Genomic DNA, 19,953 nt, shown 5'->3' with positions numbered 1-19,953 from the left:
CGGCACCGGGGCGCCTGATGATCACGCGGCGGTGCCGATCTCGCCGCCGTCTCGTACCCTTGTCGCGTGACGACGCGATCCGCTACCTCCCCGCCCACCCCCACCCGCCGCGTTGCCGGCCTGCTCGCCGGCCTGGCCCTTGGCGTGGCCGTGCTGGCCGGCTGCAGCTCCGAGGGGGCCGACACCGACTGCGGCCTGGACGCCTGCACGGTCACCTTCGACCGGGGCGTCGACGCCAAGGCGAACGTCCTCGGCGTCGAGGCGAAGCTGATCGGGGCCCAGGGTGACCAGGTCACCGTCGAGGTCGCCGGCGAGCAGCTCTCCCTCACCGTCGGCCAGCAGGCCACCGAGGTGGGCGGCTTCGCGGTCACCCTGGACAGCGTCACCGACCAGCAGGTCAAGATCCGGGTGGCGCGCAACACCAGCAGCTGACGGCGTCTCCGGCGGCGAGGCGCCACGTTTGTGGATCTTCCCATTCGGAGATTGTGGCGCCATGTCACTCACCCGGAACGCCGAAGCCACCGCCGCCCGCACCGCGGACAGCCGCTGGCTGGAACTCCTCGCCCGGGCCGGCTTCATCGGCTACGGGGTCGTGCACCTGCTGTTCGCCTGGCTCGCCCTGCAGATCGCCTTCGGCAAGCCCGGTGAGAACGGCGACCAGTCCGGTGCGCTGCGGACCATCGCCGCCCAGCCGCTGGGCAGGACGCTGGTCGCCCTGATCGCGATCGGCCTGCTGGCCATGGCCATCTGGCAGGGCCTGGAAGCAGCCGTCGGGCACCGCGTCGAGCAGGGCAGGGAGCGCGTCTGGGAGCGGCTCGCCTCCGCCGGCCGGACGCTCGTCTACCTCTACTTCGCCTGGACCGCCTTCAAGGTCTTCAAGGACGCCGGCTCCAACAGCGCCGACCAGCAGGAGGCGCTCACCGGCAAGCTGATGACCTCCGGCGGCGGCCGGCTGGTGGTCGGCCTGGCCGGGCTGGTGCTCGCCGCGATCGGCGTCGGTCTGGTGATCTACGGGCTGGTCAAGCGCTTCGAGAAGCACCTCAAGACCGGCGAGATGAGCCCGAAGACCCACACCGTGGCCCGCCGGCTCGGCATCGCCGGCTACGTCGCCAAGGGCGTCGCGTACGGCATCGCCGGCGTGCTGATCGTCGTCGCCGCGCTGAAGTACGACCCGGAGAAGGCCCGCGGCCTGGACGCCGCGCTGCACACCCTGCGCGACCAGTCCTACGGCCAGGCGCTGCTGGTGCTGGTCGCCCTCGGCATCGCCGCCTTCGGCACGTTCTGCTTGTTCCAGTCCCGGTACCGCAAGGTCTGAGCTGGCCGATTCCGGAACCACCGGGCACCATAGGGCCTTTGCCCGAAGCCCGGCCGGAGGGAGAGAGCGTGCAGGAGTACCTGGAGACGATCGCCGCCGCGGCTGCCGCGGCGGCGATCGCCCTGTTGCTGGTCGAGGTGGTGCACCGGGTGATCCGGCGGTTCGGCCGGGGCTCGCTGCTGATGACCGAGCTCACCGAGCACGCGCACCGCCCGTTCCAGGTGGCCGGCACCGTCCTCGCCGTCCAGTTCGCGGTCCGGTTCACCACCGGGTACGCCGTCGGCACGCCCTGGCGGCAGGTGGTGCTGCACGCACTGGTGCTGGCCGTGGTCGCCGCCGTGGCCTGGCTGGTCGCCGCGCTGCTGGTCGCGATCGAGGACACCGCCCTGGCCCGGTTCCGGGTGGACGTGCCGAACAACCGGCACGCCCGCCGGGTCCGCACCCAGGTGGTGCTGCTGCGCCGGCTGACCATCGCGGTGATCGTGGTGCTGACGGTCGGCGTGATGCTGATGACCTTCCCCGCCGTACGCGGCATCGGCGCCGGCGTGCTGACCTCCGCCGGTGTGGTGGGTGTGGTCGCCGCGCTGGCCGCCCAGAGCCTGCTCGGCAACGTCATCGCCGGCCTCCAGCTCGCCTTCAGCGACGCGGTACGCCTCGACGACGTGGTCGTGGTCGAGGGGGAGTGGGGCCGGATCGAGGAGCTGACCCTGAGCTACGTGGTGGTGCAGATCTGGGACGACCGCCGGCTGATCCTGCCCACCTCGTACTTCACCAGCAAGCCGTTCCAGAACTGGACCCGCACCGAGGCCGCCGTCCTCGGCACCGCCGAGTTCGAGGTGGACTGGGCGGTCCCGGTGCAGGCGATGCGGGAGGAACTGCGCCGCCTGGTGGAGAGCACCGAGCTGTGGGACGGCCGGGTCTGCGTGCTCCAGGTGACCGACGCGACCGGCGGCACGATCACCGTCCGGGCGCTGGTCAGCGCCGCCGACGCGGGCAGCCTCTGGGACCTGCGCTGCCTGGTCCGCGAGCACCTGGTCGGCTGGATCCGGGACCACCGCCCCACGGCCCTGCCCCGGACCCGCACCGAGATCGGCGACGCCGCCGGCGCCCTGCCCTGGCAGTGGGCCCAGCCCCGCCGGCCGGTGCGCCGGCTCCAGGAGCCGGAGGTGCCCGACGACGCCCGCGTCTTCGGCGGCAGCCACGACGGCGACGCCCGCAGCGAGGCCTTCGTCGGCCCCGAGGAGCACGCCGACTACCGCCGCTGAACCACCCTCCACCGCACCCGCCGACCGGCCCGCGCGCCGTCGGCGGGTGCTTCGTCGTACCGGCTTCCGCGTTTCGCCGGACGGTGCGGGTCCACCTGCGGTCAGATGTGGTTGGTCACTGCGCGCAGGATTGACGGGCGGCGACTCCGGGCATACAGCGCGGTGATGATGAAAGGAGGACAGCATGGCTGACGTCGCGAACCAACAGACGTCCCGGACCGGGAGCGAGCCGTCCACCGCCGAACTGGTGCAGCGGGCCACCGAGCAGGTCTCCCGCCTCGTACGGGACGAGTTGGCGCTGGCCCGGGCGGAGTTGACCCGGAAGGGCAAGCACGCCGGGATCGGAATCGGTCTCTTCGGCGGGGGTGGGGCGCTGGCCTTCTACGGGCTGGGCGCGCTGGTCGTCACCGCGGTGCTGCTGCTGGACCTGGTCATGCCGGCGTGGCTGGCCGCCCTGATCGTGGCGGTGTTGCTCTTCCTGGTCGCCGGGGTGCTCGCCCTGGTGGGCAAGAAGCAGGTCAGCCAGGCGGTCCCCCCGGTGCCGGCGTCGACGGTGCAGAGCCTCCGGGCGGACGTGGACGTCGTCACCGCCGCGGTGAAGGACAGGGGACGGGCATGACGGGCAACGGGACCGGCGACGCCGAGGCGCTCCGCGAGGAGATCAGGCGTACCCGGGTGGAGCTGGGCGAGACGATGGAGTTGTTGGCCGCCAGGGCCGACGTGAAGGCCCGGCTGCGGGAGTCCGCCGGCCAGGCGAAGGAGCGGATGCGCGAGCAGGCCGCGCAGACCGTCGCCCGGGTGCGCGGGCAGGCGGCGCAGAAGGCGGACGTGGCGCGGACACAGGCGTCGGAGAAGGGTGCGGTGGTCCGGCGTAATCCGATGCCGTGGGCGACGGTGGCGGCCGGTGCCGTGGCGGCGGTGGTCGTGCTGCTGATCGTCCGGGGGAGGCGCAGATGAGCAGGGGCATCGGCAGGACCGCGTACAAGCCCGTCGGGGTGTTGCTCGGGCTGGCCGCCGGTACGGTCGCCGGGGCGATCTTCCGGCAGGTCTGGACGATGACGGCCGGCGACGGCGAGGCCCCCAGCGCGACCGACGAGGACCGCGGCTGGGGCGAGATCCTGGCCGCGGCGGCGTTGCAGGGCGCCATCTTCGCGGTGGTCCGGGCGGCGGTGGACCGCGGCGGCGCGGTCGGCGTACGACGGCTGACCGGCCGCTGGCCGGACTGAATCCGAGCGGGTCGAAGGCCCCCCACCGCATCGACGGGTGGGGGGCCTTTCGCACGGCCGCCGGCACCCGCCCAGCGATCTTCGGCATCCGTCAGGTCACATGTCGGAGAATTTCGTCCGCTAGGCAGTGCAGAGTTTTTGCGTACGTGGTTAAGCTGGCCCGGCTGTTGCGAGATGGCGTGGGTTGGGAGAAGTCTCCTTCGTGGGGGCCGCCTCAGGCGCCGCTGCTCGAAAACGGCCAATCGGCCGCACGGCGTGCTCGGCCGCCAGTTTTAGAAGGAGATACACATGGCGCAGGGAACCGTGAAGTGGTTCAACGCTGACAAGGGCTTCGGCTTCATCACCGTCGACGGCGGGGGTGCTGACGTGTTCGTCCACTTCTCGGCCATCCAGACCAGCGGCTACCGCACGCTGGAGGAGAACCAGCGGGTGGAGTTCGAGATCGCCCAGGGTCAGAAGGGTCCGCAGGCCGAGCAGGTCCGCCCCATCTGAGTAGTGCCGGTCGGCAGCCGCCGGCCCGGGTGATCCGGCCCCCCGGATCGACGAGAAGCCCCGTGTCCTGCAGGGACGCGGGGCTTTCCGCGTATCCGGGCCCGGCGCCGGCCCACCGCGCGCCCGTCGGGCGCCTACTGCGCGTTCGGTCAGGTGCGGCGGCGGGCCTTCAGGCCCCGCCAGAGCACCACGAGTCCGATCAGGATCACCACCGGGCCGACCACCGCCCAGATCCGGTGGTCGGTCATCACGCTGCCGCCGACGTACCCGAGGCCCTGCACCGTCCACACCGCTCCGGCCACCACGGCCAGCAGCCCGAGGGCGAGCGTCAGCCAGCCCCTCATCGGTTCCTCCTCACCCGCGCCGGTGGTCCCGGCCTCCGGTCAGCATGCGGCCCGTCCGGCCGGTACGCGAGCACCGCCCCGGGGCGGCTCACCACCGGTCGTGCACCCGGGCACGGACCAGCTCGTCGTAGACCGCCCGGACCGTGTCCCGCTCGGCGGCGGTCAGCGGCGGCAGGTGGGCCGCGGCGGCGTTGCCCCGCGCCTGCGCGGCGTCCCGCGCGCCGGGGATGACCACGGTGACGCCCGGCTGGTCGATGATCCAGCGCAGCGCAAACTGGGCCATCGTGCGCTCCGGGCCGACCAGCGGGGCGAGCCGCCGCACGACCGCCAGGCCGAGGTCGTAGTCGACGCCGGAGAAGGTCTCGCCGACGTCGAAGCTCTCCCCGTGCCGGTTGTAGCTGCGGTGGTCGTCGGCGGCGAAGGTGGTGTGTTCGTCGTACCGGCCGGAGAGCAGGCCGCTGGCCAGCGGCACCCGGGCGATGATGCCCACCCCGGCCGCGGCGGCGGCCGGCAGCACCCGTTCCAGGGGCTTGAGCCGGACCGCGTTGAGGATGACCTGCACGCTGGCGACGCCGGGCCGGGCGATGGCGGTGAGCGCCTGGTCGCAGGTCTCCACGCTGACCCCGTACCCGGCGACGCGCTTTTCGGCGACGAGCGTGTCGAGGGCGTCGAAGACCCGGTCGTCGGCGAAGACGGCGGTGGGCGGGCAGTGCAGCTGGACCAGGTCCAGGGTGTCCGTGCCGAGGTTGGCCCGGGACCGGTCGGTCCAGGCCCGGAAGTTGTCCAGGGTGTAGGCCTCGGGCGTCTGCTCCACCCGGCGGCCCATCTTGGTGGCCACGGTAAGGCCGTGCCCGGGCCGCTCGCGCAGGAACCGCCCGATCAGCTGCTCGCTGCGCCCGTCGCCGTAGACGTCGGCGGTGTCGAGGAAGGTCACTCCGGCGTCCACGGCGGCGGCGAGCACGGCCAGGGCGTCGCTCTCGGTGACCCGACCCCAGTCCGCGCCGAGCTGCCAGGCGCCGAGGCCGACCACACCCACCTGCCGGCCGAGCCGGTCGAAGCTGCGCTGTTCCATCGGAGGAAGCCTAGTGATCGCCTTGCCGGACCGCAGTGCGGGCCGTAGGGTCATTGCAAGACGTACGTACGGTTTGGAGGCGGCGATGTGGGATCCGACGACCTACCTGCGCTACGGCGACGAACGGTCCCGCCCGTTCCACGACCTCGTCGCCCGCGTCCCGGCCGACCGGCCGCGCGCCGTGGTCGACCTCGGTTGCGGGCCCGGCACCCTGACCGCCACCCTCGCCGCCCGCTGGCCGGCCGCCGAGATCCGCGGTCTCGACTCGTCCCCGGAGATGATCGAGCGGGCCGCCGCCCTGGCTACCCCGGTCGAGTTCACCGTCGGTGACGTCCGGGACTGGCGCCCCACACCCGACGTCGACGTGGTCGTCTGCAACGCCGTGCTCCAGTGGGTGCCGGAGCACCGGGAGCTGCTCGCCCGCTGGGCCCGCGAGCTGCCCGCCGGCGCCTGGCTGGCGTTCCAGGTCCCGGGCAACTTCGACGCCCCCTCGCACCGGGCGCTGCGCGAGGTCGCCCGCCGGGACCGCTGGGCCGCCACGCTGGCGCCGCTGCTGCGCGAGACCCCGGTCGACGACGCCGTCGGGTACGCCGCGTCGTTGGCCGCCGCCGGCTGCGCGGTCGACGCCTGGGAGACTGTCTACGTGCACCTGCTGCCGGCCGACCCCGCCGCCGACCACCCGGTGCTGGCCTGGATGGAGGGGACCGCGCTGCGACCGGTCCGGGCCGCGCTGGACGCCGCCGGCTGGGCGGACTTCCGGGCCGAGCTGGGGGTACGCCTGGCCGAGGCGTACCCGGTGCGGCAGGGGCAGGTGTACTTCCCGTTCCGCCGGATCTTCACCGTCGCCCGTACCGGCGCCCGCGCAGAGGAGAATCTGTGACCGACCTGCCCACCTTCATCGCCGGACTGCCCAAGGTGGAGCTGCACGTGCACCACGTCGGCTCCGCCTCGCCCCGCATCGTCGCCGAGCTGGCGGCCCGGCACGAGGGCCGCAGCCCGGTCCCGGCGGACCCGGCCGCGCTGGTCGACTACTTCGCGTTCCGCGACTTCGCCCACTTCATCGAGGTGTACCTCAGCGTCGTGGACCTGATCCGCGACCCGGAGGACGTCTGGATCCTCACCCACGAGGTGGCCCGCGAACTGGCCCGCCAGCAGGTCCGGTACGCCGAGCTGACCATCACCCCGTACTCGCACGTGCGCCGGGGCATCCCCGCCCCGGCGTTCTGCGAGGCGATCGAGGACGCCCGCAAGCGGGCCGAGGCCGACTTCGGCATCGCCCTGCGCTGGTGCTTCGACATTCCCGGCGAGGCCGGGCTGCCGGCGGCCGAGGAGACCCTGCGGATCGCGCTGGAGGAGCGGCCGGACGGGCTGATCAGCTTCGGCCTCGGCGGCCCCGAGATCGGGGTGCCCCGGCCGCAGTTCAAGCCGTACTTCGACCAGGCCCGAGCGGCCGGGCTGCGCTCGGTGCCGCACGCGGGTGAGACCACCGGCCCGCAGACGGTCTGGGACGCCCTGCGTGATCTGGGCGCCGAGCGGATCGGGCACGGCATCTCCGCCGCCGAGGACCCGGAGCTGCTGGCGTACCTGGCCGAGCACCGGATCGCGTTGGAGGTCTGCCCGACCTCCAACGTCCGTACCCGGGCCGTGGCGCGGCTGGCGGAGCACCCGCTGCGGCGGCTGGTCGACGCCGGCGTGCTGGTCAGCATCAACTCCGACGACCCGCCGATGTTCGGCACCACCCTCAACGATGAGTACGCGGTGGCCGCCGCGCTGCTCGACGTCGGACCCGAGGGGGTGGCCGCGCTGGCCCGGGACGGGGTGACCGCCTCGTTCCTCGAACCGGGCGAGAAGGCCCGGATCAGCGCCGAGATCGACGCCTGGTCGGCAACCGGGACGCGCTGAGCCTTCGGGGCGCGTCGCGCGGCCGGGCCAGGTCGGCCGGGCCGCGCCGGCGGCCGGCCAGCGCCGGTCCCCGCCGGAGCATCAGGGCGCCGAGGCGGCCAGTCCGAGAGCGGTCGGGGCAGTGGGCGCGGCCGGTGCGGCGGCGGTCGGTGTCCGGGTGGCGGGCGGGGCGCCGCCGTGCGCCAGCACCGGGTCCTGCCAGAGCGCGAGCGTGAGGGCGATGCCCGCGCCGACCACGGCGGCCCAGCGCAGCAGCCGGGTCACGGACGGGCTCATCGGGGCACCTCACGACTGTCGGTGAGAGGTGGGGCGCGCGGCGGGAGCGGGTGTGGGGGGACCGTGCCCCCGCCGCGCGCTCGGGCTCCACCGGCCGGCAGTTGTCAGGGGCGACAAGACCGGTGGAGCTGATGGGTTCTCCCTGATCCTGGCAGCGTCCGGCCGCCCTGGCGCCCGCGTTAACCCGGATCTAAGGAAGACTTGCGCCACCCCACAACCAATGGGGTTCCCGCCCCGCCGCCGGGCGTCTCGGCTGCCGGAACGGCGTTGCCCGTCGTGGTGGTCAGTCGTCGGCGGGACGCTGCCGGGGCCACCGCCGCCCGCCGGTCTTCTGCTCCCGGGCCTCCCGGGCCATCCGGCCGACCAGCCCGAAGCGGTTGACCTGCCGGGGCGTCGCCTCCGGGTCGGCCAGCAACATCACCACGCTGGCCCCGCCCAGCCGGGCCCGGTCGATGCTCACCGAACCGTTGGCCTGCAGTGCCACCCGCTTGGCGATGTCCAGCCCCAGCCCGGTGGAGCCCTGGTCGCTGGTGCCCCGGCGCAGCGCCCGGTCCGGATTGGCGATGCCGGGGCCGGCGTCGTCGATCCGGATGGCCACGTAGCCGTCCCGGCGGGAGACCGCGACCTCGAACGCCGTCCCCTGCGGGGTGTAGCGGAACACATTGCCGATCACCGCGTCCAACGCGGCGGCCAGTTCGGCGCGGGGCACCGGCGCGGGGATGCGCAGCTGGGCGCCGCTGACCCGGTGCGGCCGGTTCTGGTCGCCGGCCAGCGCCGCCCAGAACACCATCCGGTCCCGGACCACCTCGCTGACGTCGCACTCCGCCGGCCCGGCCTCGTGGGCCACCGCCTTGCGGGTGGTCTTGATCAGCACGTCGATCTCGCCCTCGAGGGTGACGATCGCCTGCCGGATGCGCCGGATCGTGCGCCGTCGGTCCAGCTCGGCCGGGGTGAACGAGCCGACGCTGGTGTCGTCGGAGTCCAGCCCCTCGGCGTCCAGCCGCAGCACCGTCAGCGGCGTCCGCAGCCGGTGCGACAGGTCCGCCACCAGCTCCCGTTCGTCGGTGCGCGAGGCGACCAGCCGGTCGGCCATCCGGTTGAACGCGTACCCGGCCTCGGCCAGCTCCCGCGGGCCGCTCGGCTCGACGCGTACGCCCAGGTCGCCGTCGCCGACGGCCAGGGCCGCCTTGACCAGCCCCCGGGTGGAGTCGACCGCGCGGGCCGCGACCCGGTCCACCACGATCACCGCGGCGCCGACCAGGGCCACGGCGACGGCGCTCAGCAGCAGCCAGGTACCGCCGGAGCCCTCGTCGAGGTCGGCCTCGGGGACGAACACCTCCACCACGGCGACCTGGCCGTCGAGCACCACCGGGTCCAGCCGCAGCACCCCGCCGGAGACGTCGGTGACCACCGACCGTTTCTGCGTGCGGGCCCGTTGCAGGTCCGCCTCGGCGGCCCGGCCGCTCGTCTCGTCCCCGCCCAGCCCGTGCACCACCGGCCGGGTCGCCGGGTCGTCCCCGGTCGCCTCCACGGCCCGCCGCACGGCCGCCGGTTCGGTGCTGACCGCCAACGCTCCGGTGACCAGCGCGCTGCGCCGGGCCGCGTCGGCCAGCGCCTCGTCGCGGACGTCGTCGCGCAGGCTCACCCCGAGCGGGATCAGGAACGCCAGCGCGACCAGCGCGCACATGCCGGCCGTGAGGTAGGCCAGCGCCAGCCTCAGTCCGGGGCCACCAGTCGGAAGCCCACCCCCCGCACGGTGCGCAGGTAGCGCGGCTTCGCCGCGGACTCGCCCATCTTTCGTCGTAGCCAGTACAGGTGAACGTCGATGGTCTGGTCCTCGCCGACCGACGGCTGCCGCCATACCTCCTCCAAGAGCTCCCGCCGGGACACTACCCGGCCGGGTCGTGCGGCGAGATACGCCAGCAGGTCGAATTCCTTGCGGGTCAGCGCCAGCGGTTCCCCGTCGAGCACCGCGCTGCGCTCGCCCACGTCCATCCGCAGGCCGCCCACCGTGTGCACCGCCGGCTGCACCGATCGGCTGGCCCGGCCGACCCGGCGCAGCACGGTGGTGATCCGGGCGTCCAGGTGCGCGCCGGTGAACGGTTTGACCATGTAGTCGTCCGCGCCGGCCCGCAGCAGCCGGACCACCGACTGCTCGTCGTCGCGGGCGGTGGCGATGATGATCGGTACGTCGGTGATGCCGCGCAGCATCCGCAGCGCGTCCGAGCCGTCCAGGTCGGGCAGGCCGAGGTCGAGCACGACGAGGTCGGGGGTCTCGGCGGCGACCCGGCGCAGCGCGTCCAGCGCCGTGCCGACCGCGTGCACCGCGTGCCCCCGCTCGCTGAGTGAACGCAGCATTGCGCCGCGTACGACGTGGTCGTCTTCGACCAGGAGCACGGTGGCCACGTCAGCACCGTACTGCCCGTGGCAAGTTGATCGCGTTGCGGAGGGCCCGCGCACCGGGCAAGCTGGCACGACGATGACGTTCACCCTGTTTCCCGACACCCGGCTGGCCCTGGCCCGGGACAGTCTCACCGGTCTCTCCGTCGGCGACGCCCTGGGCGGGATGTTCTTCGTGCCGGGGCGGGGCGTGGCGCCCTGGCGGGACGGCCTGCCGGCCGGGCCGTGGCCGTGGAGTGACGACACCGAGATGGCCTGTTCGGTGGTGGGCTGCCTGGCCGACACCGGCACGATCGACCGGGACGCCCTCGCCGCCGCGTTCGCCGCCCGCTACGACCCGGCCCGCCGCTACGGCGCCGGCGCCGTCGAGCTGCTCGAACTGATCCGGGCCGGCACGCCGTGGCCGGTGGCCGCCGCGTCGGCGTTCGACGGGCAGGGCTCCTGCGGCAACGGCGCGGCGATGCGGGTCGGGCCGCTGGGCGCCTGGTTCGCCGACTCCACCACCCGGGCGGCGGCGCAGGCCCGCGCCTCCGCCGAGATCACCCACGCCCATCCGGAGGGGATCGCCGGCGCCGTGGCGGTGGCCGTGGCCGCCGCGCTCGCCGCCCGGGCCCGCCTGGACGGCGACCGCCCCGACCCGGCCCGGCTGCTCGCGGCGGTCGCCGCCGCGCTGGACCCGGCCGCCGAGGTGCACCGCCGGGTACGCCGCGCCGTCGGGCTGCTCGGCCGGGGGCTGCCGGAGGCCGTCGAGGCGCTCGGCAACGGCTCCCGGGTGACCGCCCAGGACACCGTGGCCTTCACCCTCTGGGTCGCCGCCACCCACCTCGACGACTATCCGGCGGCGATCCGGGCCTGCGTCGAGGCGGGCGGGGACGTCGACACCACCGCCGCGATCGTCGGCGCGATCGTCGCCGCCCACACCGGGGTCGGTACGCCGGGCGGGGTGCCCGGCGGCTGGCTGGCGGCGCGGGAGCCGCTGCCGGACTGGGCGCGCTGAACTCAGCGCGACCCCACCGGCTCGCCCTTGGCCCGGTCGGTCAGCGAGCGCTCGCCCTCCGGCTGCTCGTCCGTCGACGGCTCGCCGTCGGGCTGGTCGCCCTCGACGTCGTCCGCCGGCTCGGCCCGGTGCCGTCCCCGGCTCACCGCCCAGCCGACCAGGGCGCCACCGCCGAGGCCGACCAGCAGACCGCCGCCGAGCAGCACGTCCGCGCTCGGACCGCCGTCCGCCGCGCCCGGGTCGGCCGCCGCCTCGTCCCCGCCGTCGGCCGGCGCGGCGTCCGGGCCGCCGTGGCCGTGTCCGGTCGCCGCCCCGGGGGCCGCCGGAAGCAGGGCCAGGGTCGGGGCCGGGTGGGCGCCACCGGCCGGGTCGGCCCAGCGCACCACCGTGCCGTCGGAGTACGTCTGCACCAGTTCGAAGCTCATCCGGTCGGTCTGCGGCAGCGGGCCCATCGCCAGGGCGAGCCGGGCGGGGCCGGGCTGCGGCTTCCCGGCGGCCCGGGTCCAGACCACCGCGGCGGTCACCGTGGTCACCGAGGGCGCGTGGATGCCGGCCACCGGGGCGTCCAGGTCGCGGGAGGTGATCAGGGGCGCCCAGCCGTCCACCGACAACGGGTAGACCTCCCCGATCGGCGCGTCCGGGGGCAGCTTGACCTCGATCTTCTCGGTGCGCGCGCCGGGCCGCTCCTCCGGCACCACGAAGGTCAGCTCCACCGCGTCGCCCTGGGTCGCCTGCGTCGGCGTGGTCGTCACGTCCGCCGCCAGCGCCGCGCCCGGCCAGGCCAGCGCCCCGGCGACCGCGGCGGCCAGCACGAGACCCGCCCGCCGGCCGCCGTTGCGGGTGATCGCCATCTGTGCCCCCATCCGTCTCCACGCGGCCGGCTCCGGTTTCCGGCCACACCGGGTAGTTCGGATCGCGGGTCGGAAAGGTTCAATCCGCGCCGGCACGATCTGCGCGGCGGGTCGGACACGCGGGCCCATCCTTTCCCGACGACCGGGCGGAAACGGGCGACCGATAGCATCGCAGGAGCCGGAACCGGCAGCATCCGTACCGTCTGCAGTTGAGGAGTCACCGTGTCCGCACCCCGTACCCCCGTCGTGGCCGACCCCGTCGTCGTCGCCGCCGGGACGACGGCGGCCGACGCGGTGGCCGCGGCCGGGCTGCCCATGGCCGGGCCGAAGGCGATCGTGGTGGTCCGCGACCCGCAGGGCGTGCTGCGTGACCTGGACTGGAAGCCGTCCGAGGAGACCAGCGTCGAGCCGGTCACCCTCGACTCGCCGGACGGGCTCAACGTGCTGCGCCACTCGACGGCGCACGTGCTCGCCCAGGCCGTGCAGGACGTCTTCCCGGAGGCCAAGCTCGGCATCGGCCCGCCCATCGAGAACGGCTTCTACTACGACTTCGCCGTCGACAAGCCGTTCCAGCCGGACGACCTGAGCAAGCTCGAGAAGCGCATGCAGGAGATCGTCAAGTCCGGCCAGCGGTTCCGCCGTCGCCGCTTCAACAGCCTCGACGAGGCGAAGGCCGAGCTGGCCGCCGAGCCGTTCAAGCTGGAGCTGATCGACGTCAAGGGGGAGGGGCTGGACTCCTCCGAGGTGATGGAGGTGGGCGGCGGCGAGCTGACCATCTACGACAACCTCGCCGCGAACGAGGACAAGGTCTGCTGGTCCGACCTGTGCCGGGGGCCGCACCTGCCCACCACCCGGCTGATCGGCGCGTTCAAGCTGATGCGTTCGGCCGCCGCGTACTGGCGGGGGTCGGAGAAGAATCCGCAGTTGCAGCGGGTGTACGGCACCGCGTGGCCGACCCGGGACGAGCTGAAGGCGTACCTCAAGCTGCTGGAGGAGGCCGCCCGGCGCGACCACCGCAAGCTCGGCGCGGACCTCGACCTGTTCAGCTTCCCCGACGAGGTCGGCTCGGGTCTGGCGGTCTTCCACCCCAAGGGCGGCATCATCCGCCGGGAGATGGAGAACTACTCGCGCCGCCGGCACGAGGCGGCCGGGTACGAGTTCGTCAACACGCCGCACATCACCAAGGCGCACCTGTTCGAGACCTCCGGGCACCTGCCCTACTACGCCGAGACGATGTTCCCGCCCATGCAGCTGGAGGGCGCGGACTACTACCTCAAGGCGATGAACTGCCCGATGCACAACCTGATCTTCCGGGCGCGCGGGCGGTCCTACCGGGAGCTGCCGCTGCGGCTGTTCGAGTTCGGCACGGTCTACCGGTACGAGAAGTCCGGCGTGGTGCACGGCCTGACCCGGGTACGCGGCCTGACCCAGGACGACTCGCACATCTACTGCACCCGTGAGCAGATGCCCGGTGAGCTGTCCACCCTGCTGTCGTTCGTGCTGGACCTGCTGCGCGACTACGGCCTGGACGACTTCTACCTGGAGCTGTCCACCCGCGACGACTCGCCCAAGTTCATCGGGTCGGACGAGGACTGGGCGGAGGCGACCGAGGCGCTGCGCATTGCCGCCGAGTCGTCCGGGCTGGACCTGGTGCCCGACCCGGGCGGCGCGGCCTTCTACGGCCCGAAGATCTCGGTGCAGGCCAAGGACGCCATCGGCCGGACCTGGCAGATGTCCACCATCCAGGTCGACTTCAACCAGCCGGAGCGCTTCGGCCTGGAGTACCAGGCGGCGGACGGCAGCCGGCAGCGGCCGGTGATGATCCACCGGGCCCTCTTCGGCTCGATCGAGCGCTTCTTCGGCGTGCTCACCGAGCACTACGCGGGTGCCTTCCCGGCCTGGCTGGCCCCGGTGCAGGTGGTCGGCATCCCGATCCGCGAGGACCACACCGACTACCTGCACGGCTTCGTCGCGGCGCTGCGCGCCGAGGGGATCCGCGCCCAGGTGGACGCGGGTGACGACCGGATGCAGAAGAAGATCCGTACCGCCCAGCAGCAGAAGATCCCGTTCATGGTGATCGCCGGCGACGACGACGTGGCCGCCGGCACGGTCTCCTTCCGCTACCGGGACGGCTCGCAGCGCAACGGCGTGCCGATGGCCGAGGCGGTCACCCACGTGCTGGACGTGGTGAGCTCCCGCTCCAACTCCGGCCCGTCCGTCAAGAGCTGACCCCGCGGGGCCGACCGCAAGATCCACGCACTTTCCGAGAAAGGGTGGCTGTTCCTCGACGGATGGCCACCCTTTCTCGGAAGGTGCCCGCGAGGGGGAGCGCGGCCCGGTTCGGGTGGGGCGGTGGGGACGGGTGGGGTCTGTCGGGTGACCGTAGGATCGGCGTGTGACTGGGGCGGCGCGGCACTCTGACGACGGCACGGACATCACCGGCGACACCGGCCTGGCGGACGGGCTGGAGCGGCTCTGGACGCCGCACCGGTTGACCTACATCTCCGGCGAGGACCGTCCCGAGGGCGGCTACGACAAGCCCACCGGCTGCCCGTTCTGCCTGGCCCCCGGCCTGCCCGAGGGGGAGAGCCTGGTCGTGGCGCGCGGGGAGCGCGTCTTCGCGGTGCTCAACCTCTACCCGTACAACCCGGGGCACCTGCTGGTCTGCCCGTACCGGCACGTGGCCGACTACACCGACCTGGACCCGGCGGAGACCATCGAGCTGGGCGTGTACACCCAGACCGCGATGCGGGTGGTCCGCACGGTCAGCAACGCGCACGGGTTCAACCTCGGCATGAACCAGGGCGGCGTCGCCGGCGCCGGCATCGCCGCCCACCTGCACCAGCACGTGGTGCCGCGCTGGGGCGGCGACGCCAACTTCATGCCGGTGATCGGCCGGACGAAGGTCCTGCCGCAGTTGCTGGCCGACACCCGCGACCTGTTCGCCAAGGCCTGGCCGGCCTGACCCCCGCGCCGGGCCGGCTCGCGCGGCCGGTCGGGCATACGATCTTGTGCATGGCCCTGCTGCACCGCGCCACGCTGCGCCCCACGAAGCTGGAACTGCTCACCGAGTGGCTGCCCGGCCGCGGCTGGTACGACGGACCCGCCGGCGTCGAGGTGGTGCGCGTCGCGGGCTACCGGTTCGACGACCCGGCCGGAGAGGTCGGCATCGAGACCCTGCTCGTCCGGGCCGGTGACGGGCCGGTCCACCAGGTCCCGCTCACCTACCGGGGCGCGCCGCTGGACGGCGCCGACGACCGGCTGGTCGGCACCACCGCCCACTCGGTGCTCGGCCGGCGCTGGGTCTACGACGCCTGCGGCGACCCGGTCTACGCCGCCGCGCTGGCCGCCGCGATCCTCACCGGATCCGGCCAGGCCCAGGAGTACGTCGAGGTCAACGGTGGGCAGGAGCGGCGGGCGCCGACGATGGCCATCGACAGCAGCGGGGCCGACGACCCCGGGCTGCCCGAGGTGGGTACGCCCCGCCGGGTGGTGGACGCCGACCCGACGCTGATCGTCACCGACACCGTCGAGCTGGCGGTCGTCCGCCGGCTCGACCGCGGCACCTCGCCGGCCGGTGCCGTGCTGACCGGCAGCTGGGAGGGCCAGCCGACCCCGTTGCCGCTCGCCTCCGCGATCCGGCGCTGACGGCCGCCGCTCGTCTCCGCGTTCGGGCGCCGGCGGCCGCCGCGCGTCTCCGCGTTCGGGCGCCGGCGGCCGCCGCGCGTCTCCGCGTTCGGGCGCCGGCGGCCGCCGCGCGTCTCCGCGCTCCGGCGCTGACGGCTGGCTCCTGTCCGCCCCAGCGCTGACGGCCGCCGGCCGCGCGCCGGGCCGTACCGCCATCGGGTGCGCGGCGGATGGGGGGTGTCGCGGGGTCAGCGCCGGTCGGCGGTGCCCTCCCCGGCGTCCGCGGAGATCCGCGCCACCAGCGCCGGCCAGCTCTCGACCCGCCGCACCCCGGCCAGATGGGCCCGGTGCGCAGCGACCTCGTCCTCCCGGGGCCGCATCAGGTACCGGTGCGGCACCGTGTCGAGATAGCCCAGCACCTCCAGCCGGTCGTCGACGAAGTGGGTCAGCCCGAGCTGCGCGGCGATCGGCCCCTTCTCCGGCCGGGTACGGCAGAAGCGCAGCCGCTCCGGGCCGATCCCGGTACGGGCGTGGAAGTCGTGGTGGGCCAGCCAGTCCCGGGTCCGCTGCTCGGTCGGCTCGGCGCACTTCGACACCACGTACACCTCGTCGAAGCGGGGGACCAGCGCGGCCAGTGCCCCGAACACCCCGTCCAGCGGGGGTGTGCGCAGGTAGTTGTCTCCGAAGAACGAGGTGTCCTCGTTCCCGTCGCTCAGCTCGATGATCACACCGCCGACGTCCACGCCCAGCCGTCCCATGGGGTCGATCCTGCACGACAGGTGACGTTCCCGCCCGTCTGTCGGTTCGAGGTGGCAGGATGCGGCGATGGCAGTGACGACGCGGACGTTGGGCCGCAGCGGCATCGAGGTCAGCGCCCTCGGCATGGGGTGCTGGGCGATCGGTGGCCCCTGGGCCGAGGGCGCCCGGCCGCTGGGCTGGGGCAGGGTCGACGACGAGGAGTCGGTCCGGGCCGTACGGCGTGCGCTGGACCTCGGCGTGACCCTCTTCGACACCGCCGACACGTACGGGGCCGGGCACGGCGAGCGGGTCCTCGGCCGGGCGCTCGCCGGTCGGCGGGACGAGGCCGTGATCGCCACCAAGTGGGGCTACACCTTCGACGAGCAGACCCGCCAGGCCACCGGTGAGGACCCGTCCCCGGCGTACCTGCGCCGGGCGGTCACCGACTCACTGCGCCGGCTGGACACCGACCGGATCGACCTCTACCAGCTGCACCTGGGCGACCTGCCGCTGCCCCGGGTGGAGGCGCTGCTCGGCACGCTGGAGGACCTGGTCGGCGAGGGACTCGTCCGCGCGTACGGCTGGAGCACCGACCGGGCCGACCGGGCGGCGGCCTTCGCCGAGGCGGCCCCGCACGCCACCGCCGTGCAGCACACCCTCTCCGTGCTCCGGGACACCCCGGTGATGCTGGCCGTCTGCGACAAGCACGACCTGGCCAGCGTCAACCGGGGCCCGCTCGGGATGGGGCTGCTCACCGGCAAGTACACCGCGGCGTCCACGCTGCCCCGCGACGACGTACGCGGCGTCGCCCCGACCTGGCTGGAGTGGTTCCGCGGCGGGCGCCCGGCGCCGGAGTGGCTGCGCCGGGTCGCGGCGGTACGTGGCGCGCTCACCGCGGACGGGCGCACCCTCAGCCAGGGCGCGCTGGGCTGGATCTGGGCCCGCAGCGCCCGGACGGTGCCGATCCCCGGCTGCCGGACGGTCGCCCAGGTCGAGGAGAACGCCGCCGCGCTGCGCCTCGGCCCGCTCGCCCCGGACCACTTCGCCGAGGTCGAACGTCAGCTCGCCGCCCTGCGCACCGCCGCCCTGCGCGACGCCGACCGCCCCCACTGGCCGATGCCCCCCATCCCCACCGCCCGCCCCTGACCCCTCCGCCGCCCCCACGATCCGCGCTTTCAGAGAAAGCGTGGCTGTCCAGCGGGGAATGGGCACTCCTTCTCTGAAGGTGCGCGGCGCAGGGGCCCGGGGGAGGGAGTGGGTCAGGTGCGGGTGGTGTGTTCCTTGCGGGCCTGGTCGGCCAGGTGGGCGGGCATGGGCTCGTAGCGGGCGAAGTCGCGGGTGAAGGTGCCCGTGCCATGGGTCATCGAGCGGAGTTCGACCGCGTAGCGGAGCAGTTCGGTGGCGGGCACCTCGGCGCGGACCAGGGTGCGCCCGTCGGCGTCCGGGTCGGGCTCGGTGCCGAGCACCCGGCCGCGCCGGCTGGACAGGTCACCCATCACCGCGCCGACGGAGCCGTCGGGCACCCGGATGACCACCTCGTCCACCGGCTCCAGCAGCGCCGGCTGCCCCTTCTCGGCGGCGTCGCGCAGCGCCAGCGCGCCGGCGGTCTGGAAGGCCGCGTCGGAGGAGTCGACGCTGTGCGCCTTGCCGTCGACGAGGGTGACCCGCAGGTCCACCACCGGGTAGCCGGCCACCAGGCCGCGTTCCATCTGCGCCCGCACGCCCTTCTCCACCGACGGGATGTAGTTGTGCGGGACCGCCCCGCCGACCACCCGGTCGACGAACTCGAAGCCTCCGCCGCGCGGCAGCGGCTCCACCTCGATGTCGCAGACGGCGTACTGGCCGTGGCCGCCGGACTGCTTGACGTGCCGGCCGTGGCCCCGGCCACCGACGGTCAGCGTCTCGCGCAGCGCCACCCGTACCGGCTCGGTCTCCAGCTCCACGCCGCCGCTGCGCAGCCGGTCGAGGACCACGTCGGCGTGCGCCTCGCCCATGCACCAGAGCACCAGCTGGTGGGTCTCCGGGTTGCGCTCCAGGCGCAGCGTCGGGTCGCCGGCGACCAGCCGGCCCAGGTTGCGGGCCAGGGCGTCCTCGTCGGCCCGGCTCTTCGCCACGATCGCCACCGGCAGCAGCGGCTCGGGCATCGCCCAGGGGGCGACGAGCAGCGGCTCCTCCTTGGCGGAGATGGTGTCGCCGGTCTCCGCGCTGCCCGACTTGGTGATCGCGCAGAGGTCGCCGGCCACGCAGGTGGTCACCTCGCGCAGCGTCGCGCCCAGCGGGGTGTAGATGTGCCCGACCCGCTCGTCGGCGTCGTGGTCGGGGTGCCCGCGTTCGGCCATGCCGTGCCCGGAGACGTGCACCACCTGGTCGGGGCGGAGCGTGCCGGAGAAGACCCGCACCAGCGAGACCCGGCCGACGTGCCGGTCGACGGTCGTCTTGACCACCTCGGCGACCAGCGGACCGTCCGGGTCGCAGCTCAGCGGCGGCCGGGGCGAGCCGTCCACGCCGGTGACCGCGGGCACCTCGTGCTCCAGCGGGGACGGGAAGGCGGCGACCAGGCCGTCCAGCAGCGCGTCCAGGCCGACGCCGGTCTCCGCGCAGACCGGCACCACCGGGTAGAAGTGGCCCCGAGTGACCGCCTTCTCCAGGTCGGTGATCAGCACCTCGGTGTCGATCTCCTCGCCGCCGAGGTAGCGGTCCATCAGGGTCTCGTCCTCGCTCTCGGCGATGACCCCCTCGATCAGCTCGTTGCGGGACTCCAGGATCGCCGGCAGGTGCTCCGGGTCCGGCTCGCGCACAGCGGCGGGCAGCCCGGCGGAGTAGTCGAAGACCCGGCGGGTGATCAGGCCCATCAGGCCGACCACCGACACGCCGTCGTCGCCGAGCATCGGCAGGTAGAGCGGGAGCACGTTGTCGCCGAACACCCGCTGGCACAGCGCCACCGCCTCGTCGAAGTCGGCGCGCGGGTGGTCCAGCCGGGAGACCGCGACGGCCCGCGGCATGTCCACCGCGGCGCACTCCTCCCACAGGGCGGCGGTGGCCATGTCCATCCCGTCGGCCGCGGAGACCACGAACAGCGCGGCGTCGGCGGCCCGCAGGCCGGCCCGCAGCTCGCCGACGAAGTCGCCGTACCCCGGGGTGTCCAGCAGGTTGACCTTGACGCCCTGGTGCATGAGCGGCGCGCAGGCCAGGCTCACCGAGCGCTGTTGGCGTACCGCCGCCGGGTCGTGGTCGCAGACGGTGGTGCCGTCGGTGACGCTGCCGGCCCGGCCGATCGTGCCGGTGGCCGCGAGCAGCGCCTCGACCAGGGTCGTCTTGCCCGCCCCGGAGTGCCCGACGAGCACCACGTTGCGAACCCTGCTGGGCTCGGTCACCACCGGCGCCGCGCCGGTGACACCCTTCTCCTGGTTCTTCTGCGCCATCGCGGCGCACCTCCCTCAGCGTGGTT

Annotated in this window: 22 protein-coding genes; 14 read left to right on the top strand and 8 right to left on the bottom strand. The window is 74.1% G+C overall.

Features of this window, described 5'->3' with window-relative positions; all coding sequences use genetic code 11:
* The first annotated feature begins 66 nt into the window (after positions 1 to 66).
* The 7 genes from ACTMS9_RS15775 (at position 67) to ACTMS9_RS15745 (ending at position 4,298) form a co-directional block, all read left to right on the top strand.
* Positions 67 to 432 (top strand): hypothetical protein, encoded by a 366-nt coding sequence (locus ACTMS9_RS15775; RefSeq protein WP_441165310.1) that lies wholly within the window; start codon positions 67 to 69, stop codon positions 430 to 432.
* 61 nt (positions 433 to 493) lie between these two features.
* The gene (locus tag ACTMS9_RS15770; protein ID WP_441165309.1) at positions 494 to 1,315 is read left to right on the top strand and encodes a DUF1206 domain-containing protein; all 822 of its coding nucleotides are present in this window, start codon (positions 494 to 496) and stop codon (positions 1,313 to 1,315) included.
* Positions 1,316 to 1,383: 68 nt separating this feature from the next.
* Positions 1,384 to 2,580: a mechanosensitive ion channel family protein gene (locus ACTMS9_RS15765; RefSeq protein WP_441165308.1), complete on the top strand. Its 1,197-nt coding sequence runs from the start codon at positions 1,384 to 1,386 to the stop codon at positions 2,578 to 2,580.
* 184 nt (positions 2,581 to 2,764) lie between these two features.
* Complete coding sequence (locus ACTMS9_RS15760; protein WP_357616012.1) at positions 2,765 to 3,199, top strand: phage holin family protein; 435 nt, start codon at positions 2,765 to 2,767, stop codon at positions 3,197 to 3,199.
* The gene (locus ACTMS9_RS15755; RefSeq protein WP_441148077.1) at positions 3,196 to 3,537 is read left to right on the top strand and encodes a DUF3618 domain-containing protein; all 342 of its coding nucleotides are present in this window, start codon (positions 3,196 to 3,198) and stop codon (positions 3,535 to 3,537) included. Before ACTMS9_RS15760 ends, ACTMS9_RS15755 begins: the two co-directional genes overlap by 4 nt.
* The gene (locus tag ACTMS9_RS15750; protein WP_179804235.1) at positions 3,534 to 3,806 is read left to right on the top strand and encodes a DUF4235 domain-containing protein; all 273 of its coding nucleotides are present in this window, start codon (positions 3,534 to 3,536) and stop codon (positions 3,804 to 3,806) included. Before ACTMS9_RS15755 ends, ACTMS9_RS15750 begins: the two co-directional genes overlap by 4 nt.
* 288 nt (positions 3,807 to 4,094) lie before the next feature.
* Positions 4,095 to 4,298, top strand: coding sequence for a cold-shock protein (locus tag ACTMS9_RS15745; RefSeq protein WP_007075740.1), 204 nt, complete (start codon positions 4,095 to 4,097; stop codon positions 4,296 to 4,298).
* A 149-nt stretch (positions 4,299 to 4,447) separates the two neighbouring features.
* Here the strand turns inward: ACTMS9_RS15745 and ACTMS9_RS15740 are convergent, their stop codons facing one another.
* Positions 4,448 to 4,642: a hypothetical protein gene (locus ACTMS9_RS15740; RefSeq protein ID WP_441148078.1), complete on the bottom strand. Its 195-nt coding sequence runs from the start codon at positions 4,640 to 4,642 to the stop codon at positions 4,448 to 4,450.
* Positions 4,643 to 4,730: 88 nt separating this feature from the next.
* Positions 4,731 to 5,714: an aldo/keto reductase gene (locus ACTMS9_RS15735; RefSeq protein WP_441165307.1), complete on the bottom strand. Its 984-nt coding sequence runs from the start codon at positions 5,712 to 5,714 to the stop codon at positions 4,731 to 4,733.
* Between the two features lie 85 nt (positions 5,715 to 5,799).
* Here ACTMS9_RS15735 and ACTMS9_RS15730 point away from each other — a divergent pair, with 85 nt between their 5' ends.
* On the top strand, positions 5,800 to 6,594 hold the full coding sequence (locus ACTMS9_RS15730; RefSeq protein WP_441165306.1) for a trans-aconitate 2-methyltransferase: 795 nt from the start codon (positions 5,800 to 5,802) through the stop codon (positions 6,592 to 6,594).
* Complete coding sequence (locus ACTMS9_RS15725) at positions 6,591 to 7,616, top strand: adenosine deaminase (protein ID WP_441148081.1); 1,026 nt, start codon at positions 6,591 to 6,593, stop codon at positions 7,614 to 7,616. The genes ACTMS9_RS15730 and ACTMS9_RS15725 overlap by 4 nt, the downstream gene beginning before the upstream one ends.
* An 81-nt stretch (positions 7,617 to 7,697) precedes the next feature.
* Here the strand turns inward: ACTMS9_RS15725 and ACTMS9_RS15720 are convergent, their stop codons facing one another.
* The 3 genes from ACTMS9_RS15720 to ACTMS9_RS15710 form a co-directional block, all read right to left on the bottom strand.
* The gene (locus ACTMS9_RS15720) at positions 7,698 to 7,892 is read right to left on the bottom strand and encodes a hypothetical protein (RefSeq protein ID WP_441148082.1); all 195 of its coding nucleotides are present in this window, start codon (positions 7,890 to 7,892) and stop codon (positions 7,698 to 7,700) included.
* 283 nt (positions 7,893 to 8,175) lie between these two features.
* Complete coding sequence (locus ACTMS9_RS15715; RefSeq protein ID WP_441148083.1) at positions 8,176 to 9,579, bottom strand: HAMP domain-containing sensor histidine kinase; 1,404 nt, start codon at positions 9,577 to 9,579, stop codon at positions 8,176 to 8,178.
* A 29-nt stretch (positions 9,580 to 9,608) separates the two neighbouring features.
* A complete protein-coding gene (locus ACTMS9_RS15710) occupies positions 9,609 to 10,298 on the bottom strand; it encodes a response regulator transcription factor (protein WP_441165305.1) in 690 nt (229 codons plus the stop codon).
* Between the two features lie 73 nt (positions 10,299 to 10,371).
* On the opposite strand from ACTMS9_RS15710, the gene ACTMS9_RS15705 reads away from it, so the two are divergent.
* Positions 10,372 to 11,289 carry an ADP-ribosylglycohydrolase family protein gene (locus tag ACTMS9_RS15705; protein WP_441165304.1) on the top strand — a complete coding sequence of 306 codons (918 nt, stop codon included), beginning with the start codon at positions 10,372 to 10,374 and terminating at the stop codon, positions 11,287 to 11,289.
* Positions 11,290 to 11,291: 2 nt separating this feature from the next.
* On the opposite strand, the gene ACTMS9_RS15700 is transcribed toward ACTMS9_RS15705, so the two are convergent.
* Positions 11,292 to 12,152: a DUF1775 domain-containing protein gene (locus ACTMS9_RS15700; protein ID WP_441165303.1), complete on the bottom strand. Its 861-nt coding sequence runs from the start codon at positions 12,150 to 12,152 to the stop codon at positions 11,292 to 11,294.
* Positions 12,153 to 12,362: 210 nt separating this feature from the next.
* Here ACTMS9_RS15700 and thrS point away from each other — a divergent pair, with 210 nt between their 5' ends.
* From thrS to ACTMS9_RS15685, 3 genes are all read left to right on the top strand, one after another.
* Positions 12,363 to 14,369, top strand: coding sequence for a threonine--tRNA ligase (gene thrS / locus ACTMS9_RS15695; RefSeq protein ID WP_441165302.1), 2,007 nt, complete (start codon positions 12,363 to 12,365; stop codon positions 14,367 to 14,369).
* 166 nt (positions 14,370 to 14,535) lie between these two features.
* Positions 14,536 to 15,105: an HIT family protein gene (locus tag ACTMS9_RS15690; RefSeq protein WP_441165301.1), complete on the top strand. Its 570-nt coding sequence runs from the start codon at positions 14,536 to 14,538 to the stop codon at positions 15,103 to 15,105.
* Positions 15,106 to 15,155: 50 nt separating this feature from the next.
* A complete protein-coding gene (locus ACTMS9_RS15685) occupies positions 15,156 to 15,788 on the top strand; it encodes a CG0192-related protein (protein WP_441165300.1) in 633 nt (210 codons plus the stop codon).
* Positions 15,789 to 16,015: 227 nt separating this feature from the next.
* Here ACTMS9_RS15685 and ACTMS9_RS15680 read toward each other — a convergent pair whose 3' ends face one another.
* Positions 16,016 to 16,525, bottom strand: a complete 510-nt coding sequence (locus ACTMS9_RS15680; RefSeq protein WP_441165299.1) for a hypothetical protein — start codon at positions 16,523 to 16,525, stop codon at positions 16,016 to 16,018.
* 67 nt (positions 16,526 to 16,592) lie between these two features.
* Here ACTMS9_RS15680 and ACTMS9_RS15675 point away from each other — a divergent pair, with 67 nt between their 5' ends.
* Positions 16,593 to 17,651, top strand: coding sequence for an aldo/keto reductase (locus tag ACTMS9_RS15675; RefSeq protein WP_441148089.1), 1,059 nt, complete (start codon positions 16,593 to 16,595; stop codon positions 17,649 to 17,651).
* Positions 17,652 to 17,764: 113 nt separating this feature from the next.
* On the opposite strand, the gene ACTMS9_RS15670 is transcribed toward ACTMS9_RS15675, so the two are convergent.
* Positions 17,765 to 19,927: an elongation factor G-like protein EF-G2 gene (locus ACTMS9_RS15670; RefSeq protein ID WP_441165298.1), complete on the bottom strand. Its 2,163-nt coding sequence runs from the start codon at positions 19,925 to 19,927 to the stop codon at positions 17,765 to 17,767.
* Positions 19,928 to 19,953 lie beyond the last annotated feature (26 nt).

This window comes from Micromonospora sp. L31 (assembly GCF_052068075.1).
GTDB lineage: Bacteria > Actinomycetota > Actinomycetes > Mycobacteriales > Micromonosporaceae > Micromonospora > Micromonospora purpureochromogenes.
This window is presented reverse-complemented; position numbering and strand designations above follow the sequence as displayed.

Excerpts from the sequence above, each read along its gene's own strand:
- ACTMS9_RS15760 (WP_357616012.1), top strand. The coding sequence starts at position 2,765 with ATGGCTGACGTCGCGAACCAACAGACGTCCCGGACCGGGAGCGAGCCG.
- ACTMS9_RS15705 (WP_441165304.1), top strand. The coding sequence starts at position 10,372 with ATGACGTTCACCCTGTTTCCCGACACCCGGCTGGCCCTGGCCCGGGAC.
- ACTMS9_RS15685 (WP_441165300.1), top strand. The coding sequence starts at position 15,156 with ATGGCCCTGCTGCACCGCGCCACGCTGCGCCCCACGAAGCTGGAACTG.
- ACTMS9_RS15735 (WP_441165307.1), bottom strand. The coding sequence starts at position 5,714 with ATGGAACAGCGCAGCTTCGACCGGCTCGGCCGGCAGGTGGGTGTGGTC.
- ACTMS9_RS15700 (WP_441165303.1), bottom strand. The coding sequence starts at position 12,152 with ATGGGGGCACAGATGGCGATCACCCGCAACGGCGGCCGGCGGGCGGGT.
- ACTMS9_RS15670 (WP_441165298.1), bottom strand. The coding sequence starts at position 19,927 with ATGGCGCAGAAGAACCAGGAGAAGGGTGTCACCGGCGCGGCGCCGGTG.
- ACTMS9_RS15715 (WP_441148083.1), bottom strand. The coding sequence starts at position 9,579 with ATGTGCGCGCTGGTCGCGCTGGCGTTCCTGATCCCGCTCGGGGTGAGC.
- ACTMS9_RS15750 (WP_179804235.1), top strand. The coding sequence starts at position 3,534 with ATGAGCAGGGGCATCGGCAGGACCGCGTACAAGCCCGTCGGGGTGTTG.
- ACTMS9_RS15730 (WP_441165306.1), top strand. The coding sequence starts at position 5,800 with ATGTGGGATCCGACGACCTACCTGCGCTACGGCGACGAACGGTCCCGC.
- ACTMS9_RS15745 (WP_007075740.1), top strand. The coding sequence starts at position 4,095 with ATGGCGCAGGGAACCGTGAAGTGGTTCAACGCTGACAAGGGCTTCGGC.
- ACTMS9_RS15675 (WP_441148089.1), top strand. The coding sequence starts at position 16,593 with ATGGCAGTGACGACGCGGACGTTGGGCCGCAGCGGCATCGAGGTCAGC.
- ACTMS9_RS15755 (WP_441148077.1), top strand. The coding sequence starts at position 3,196 with ATGACGGGCAACGGGACCGGCGACGCCGAGGCGCTCCGCGAGGAGATC.
- ACTMS9_RS15680 (WP_441165299.1), bottom strand. The coding sequence starts at position 16,525 with ATGGGACGGCTGGGCGTGGACGTCGGCGGTGTGATCATCGAGCTGAGC.
- ACTMS9_RS15720 (WP_441148082.1), bottom strand. The coding sequence starts at position 7,892 with ATGAGCCCGTCCGTGACCCGGCTGCTGCGCTGGGCCGCCGTGGTCGGC.
- ACTMS9_RS15770 (WP_441165309.1), top strand. The coding sequence starts at position 494 with ATGTCACTCACCCGGAACGCCGAAGCCACCGCCGCCCGCACCGCGGAC.
- ACTMS9_RS15740 (WP_441148078.1), bottom strand. The coding sequence starts at position 4,642 with ATGAGGGGCTGGCTGACGCTCGCCCTCGGGCTGCTGGCCGTGGTGGCC.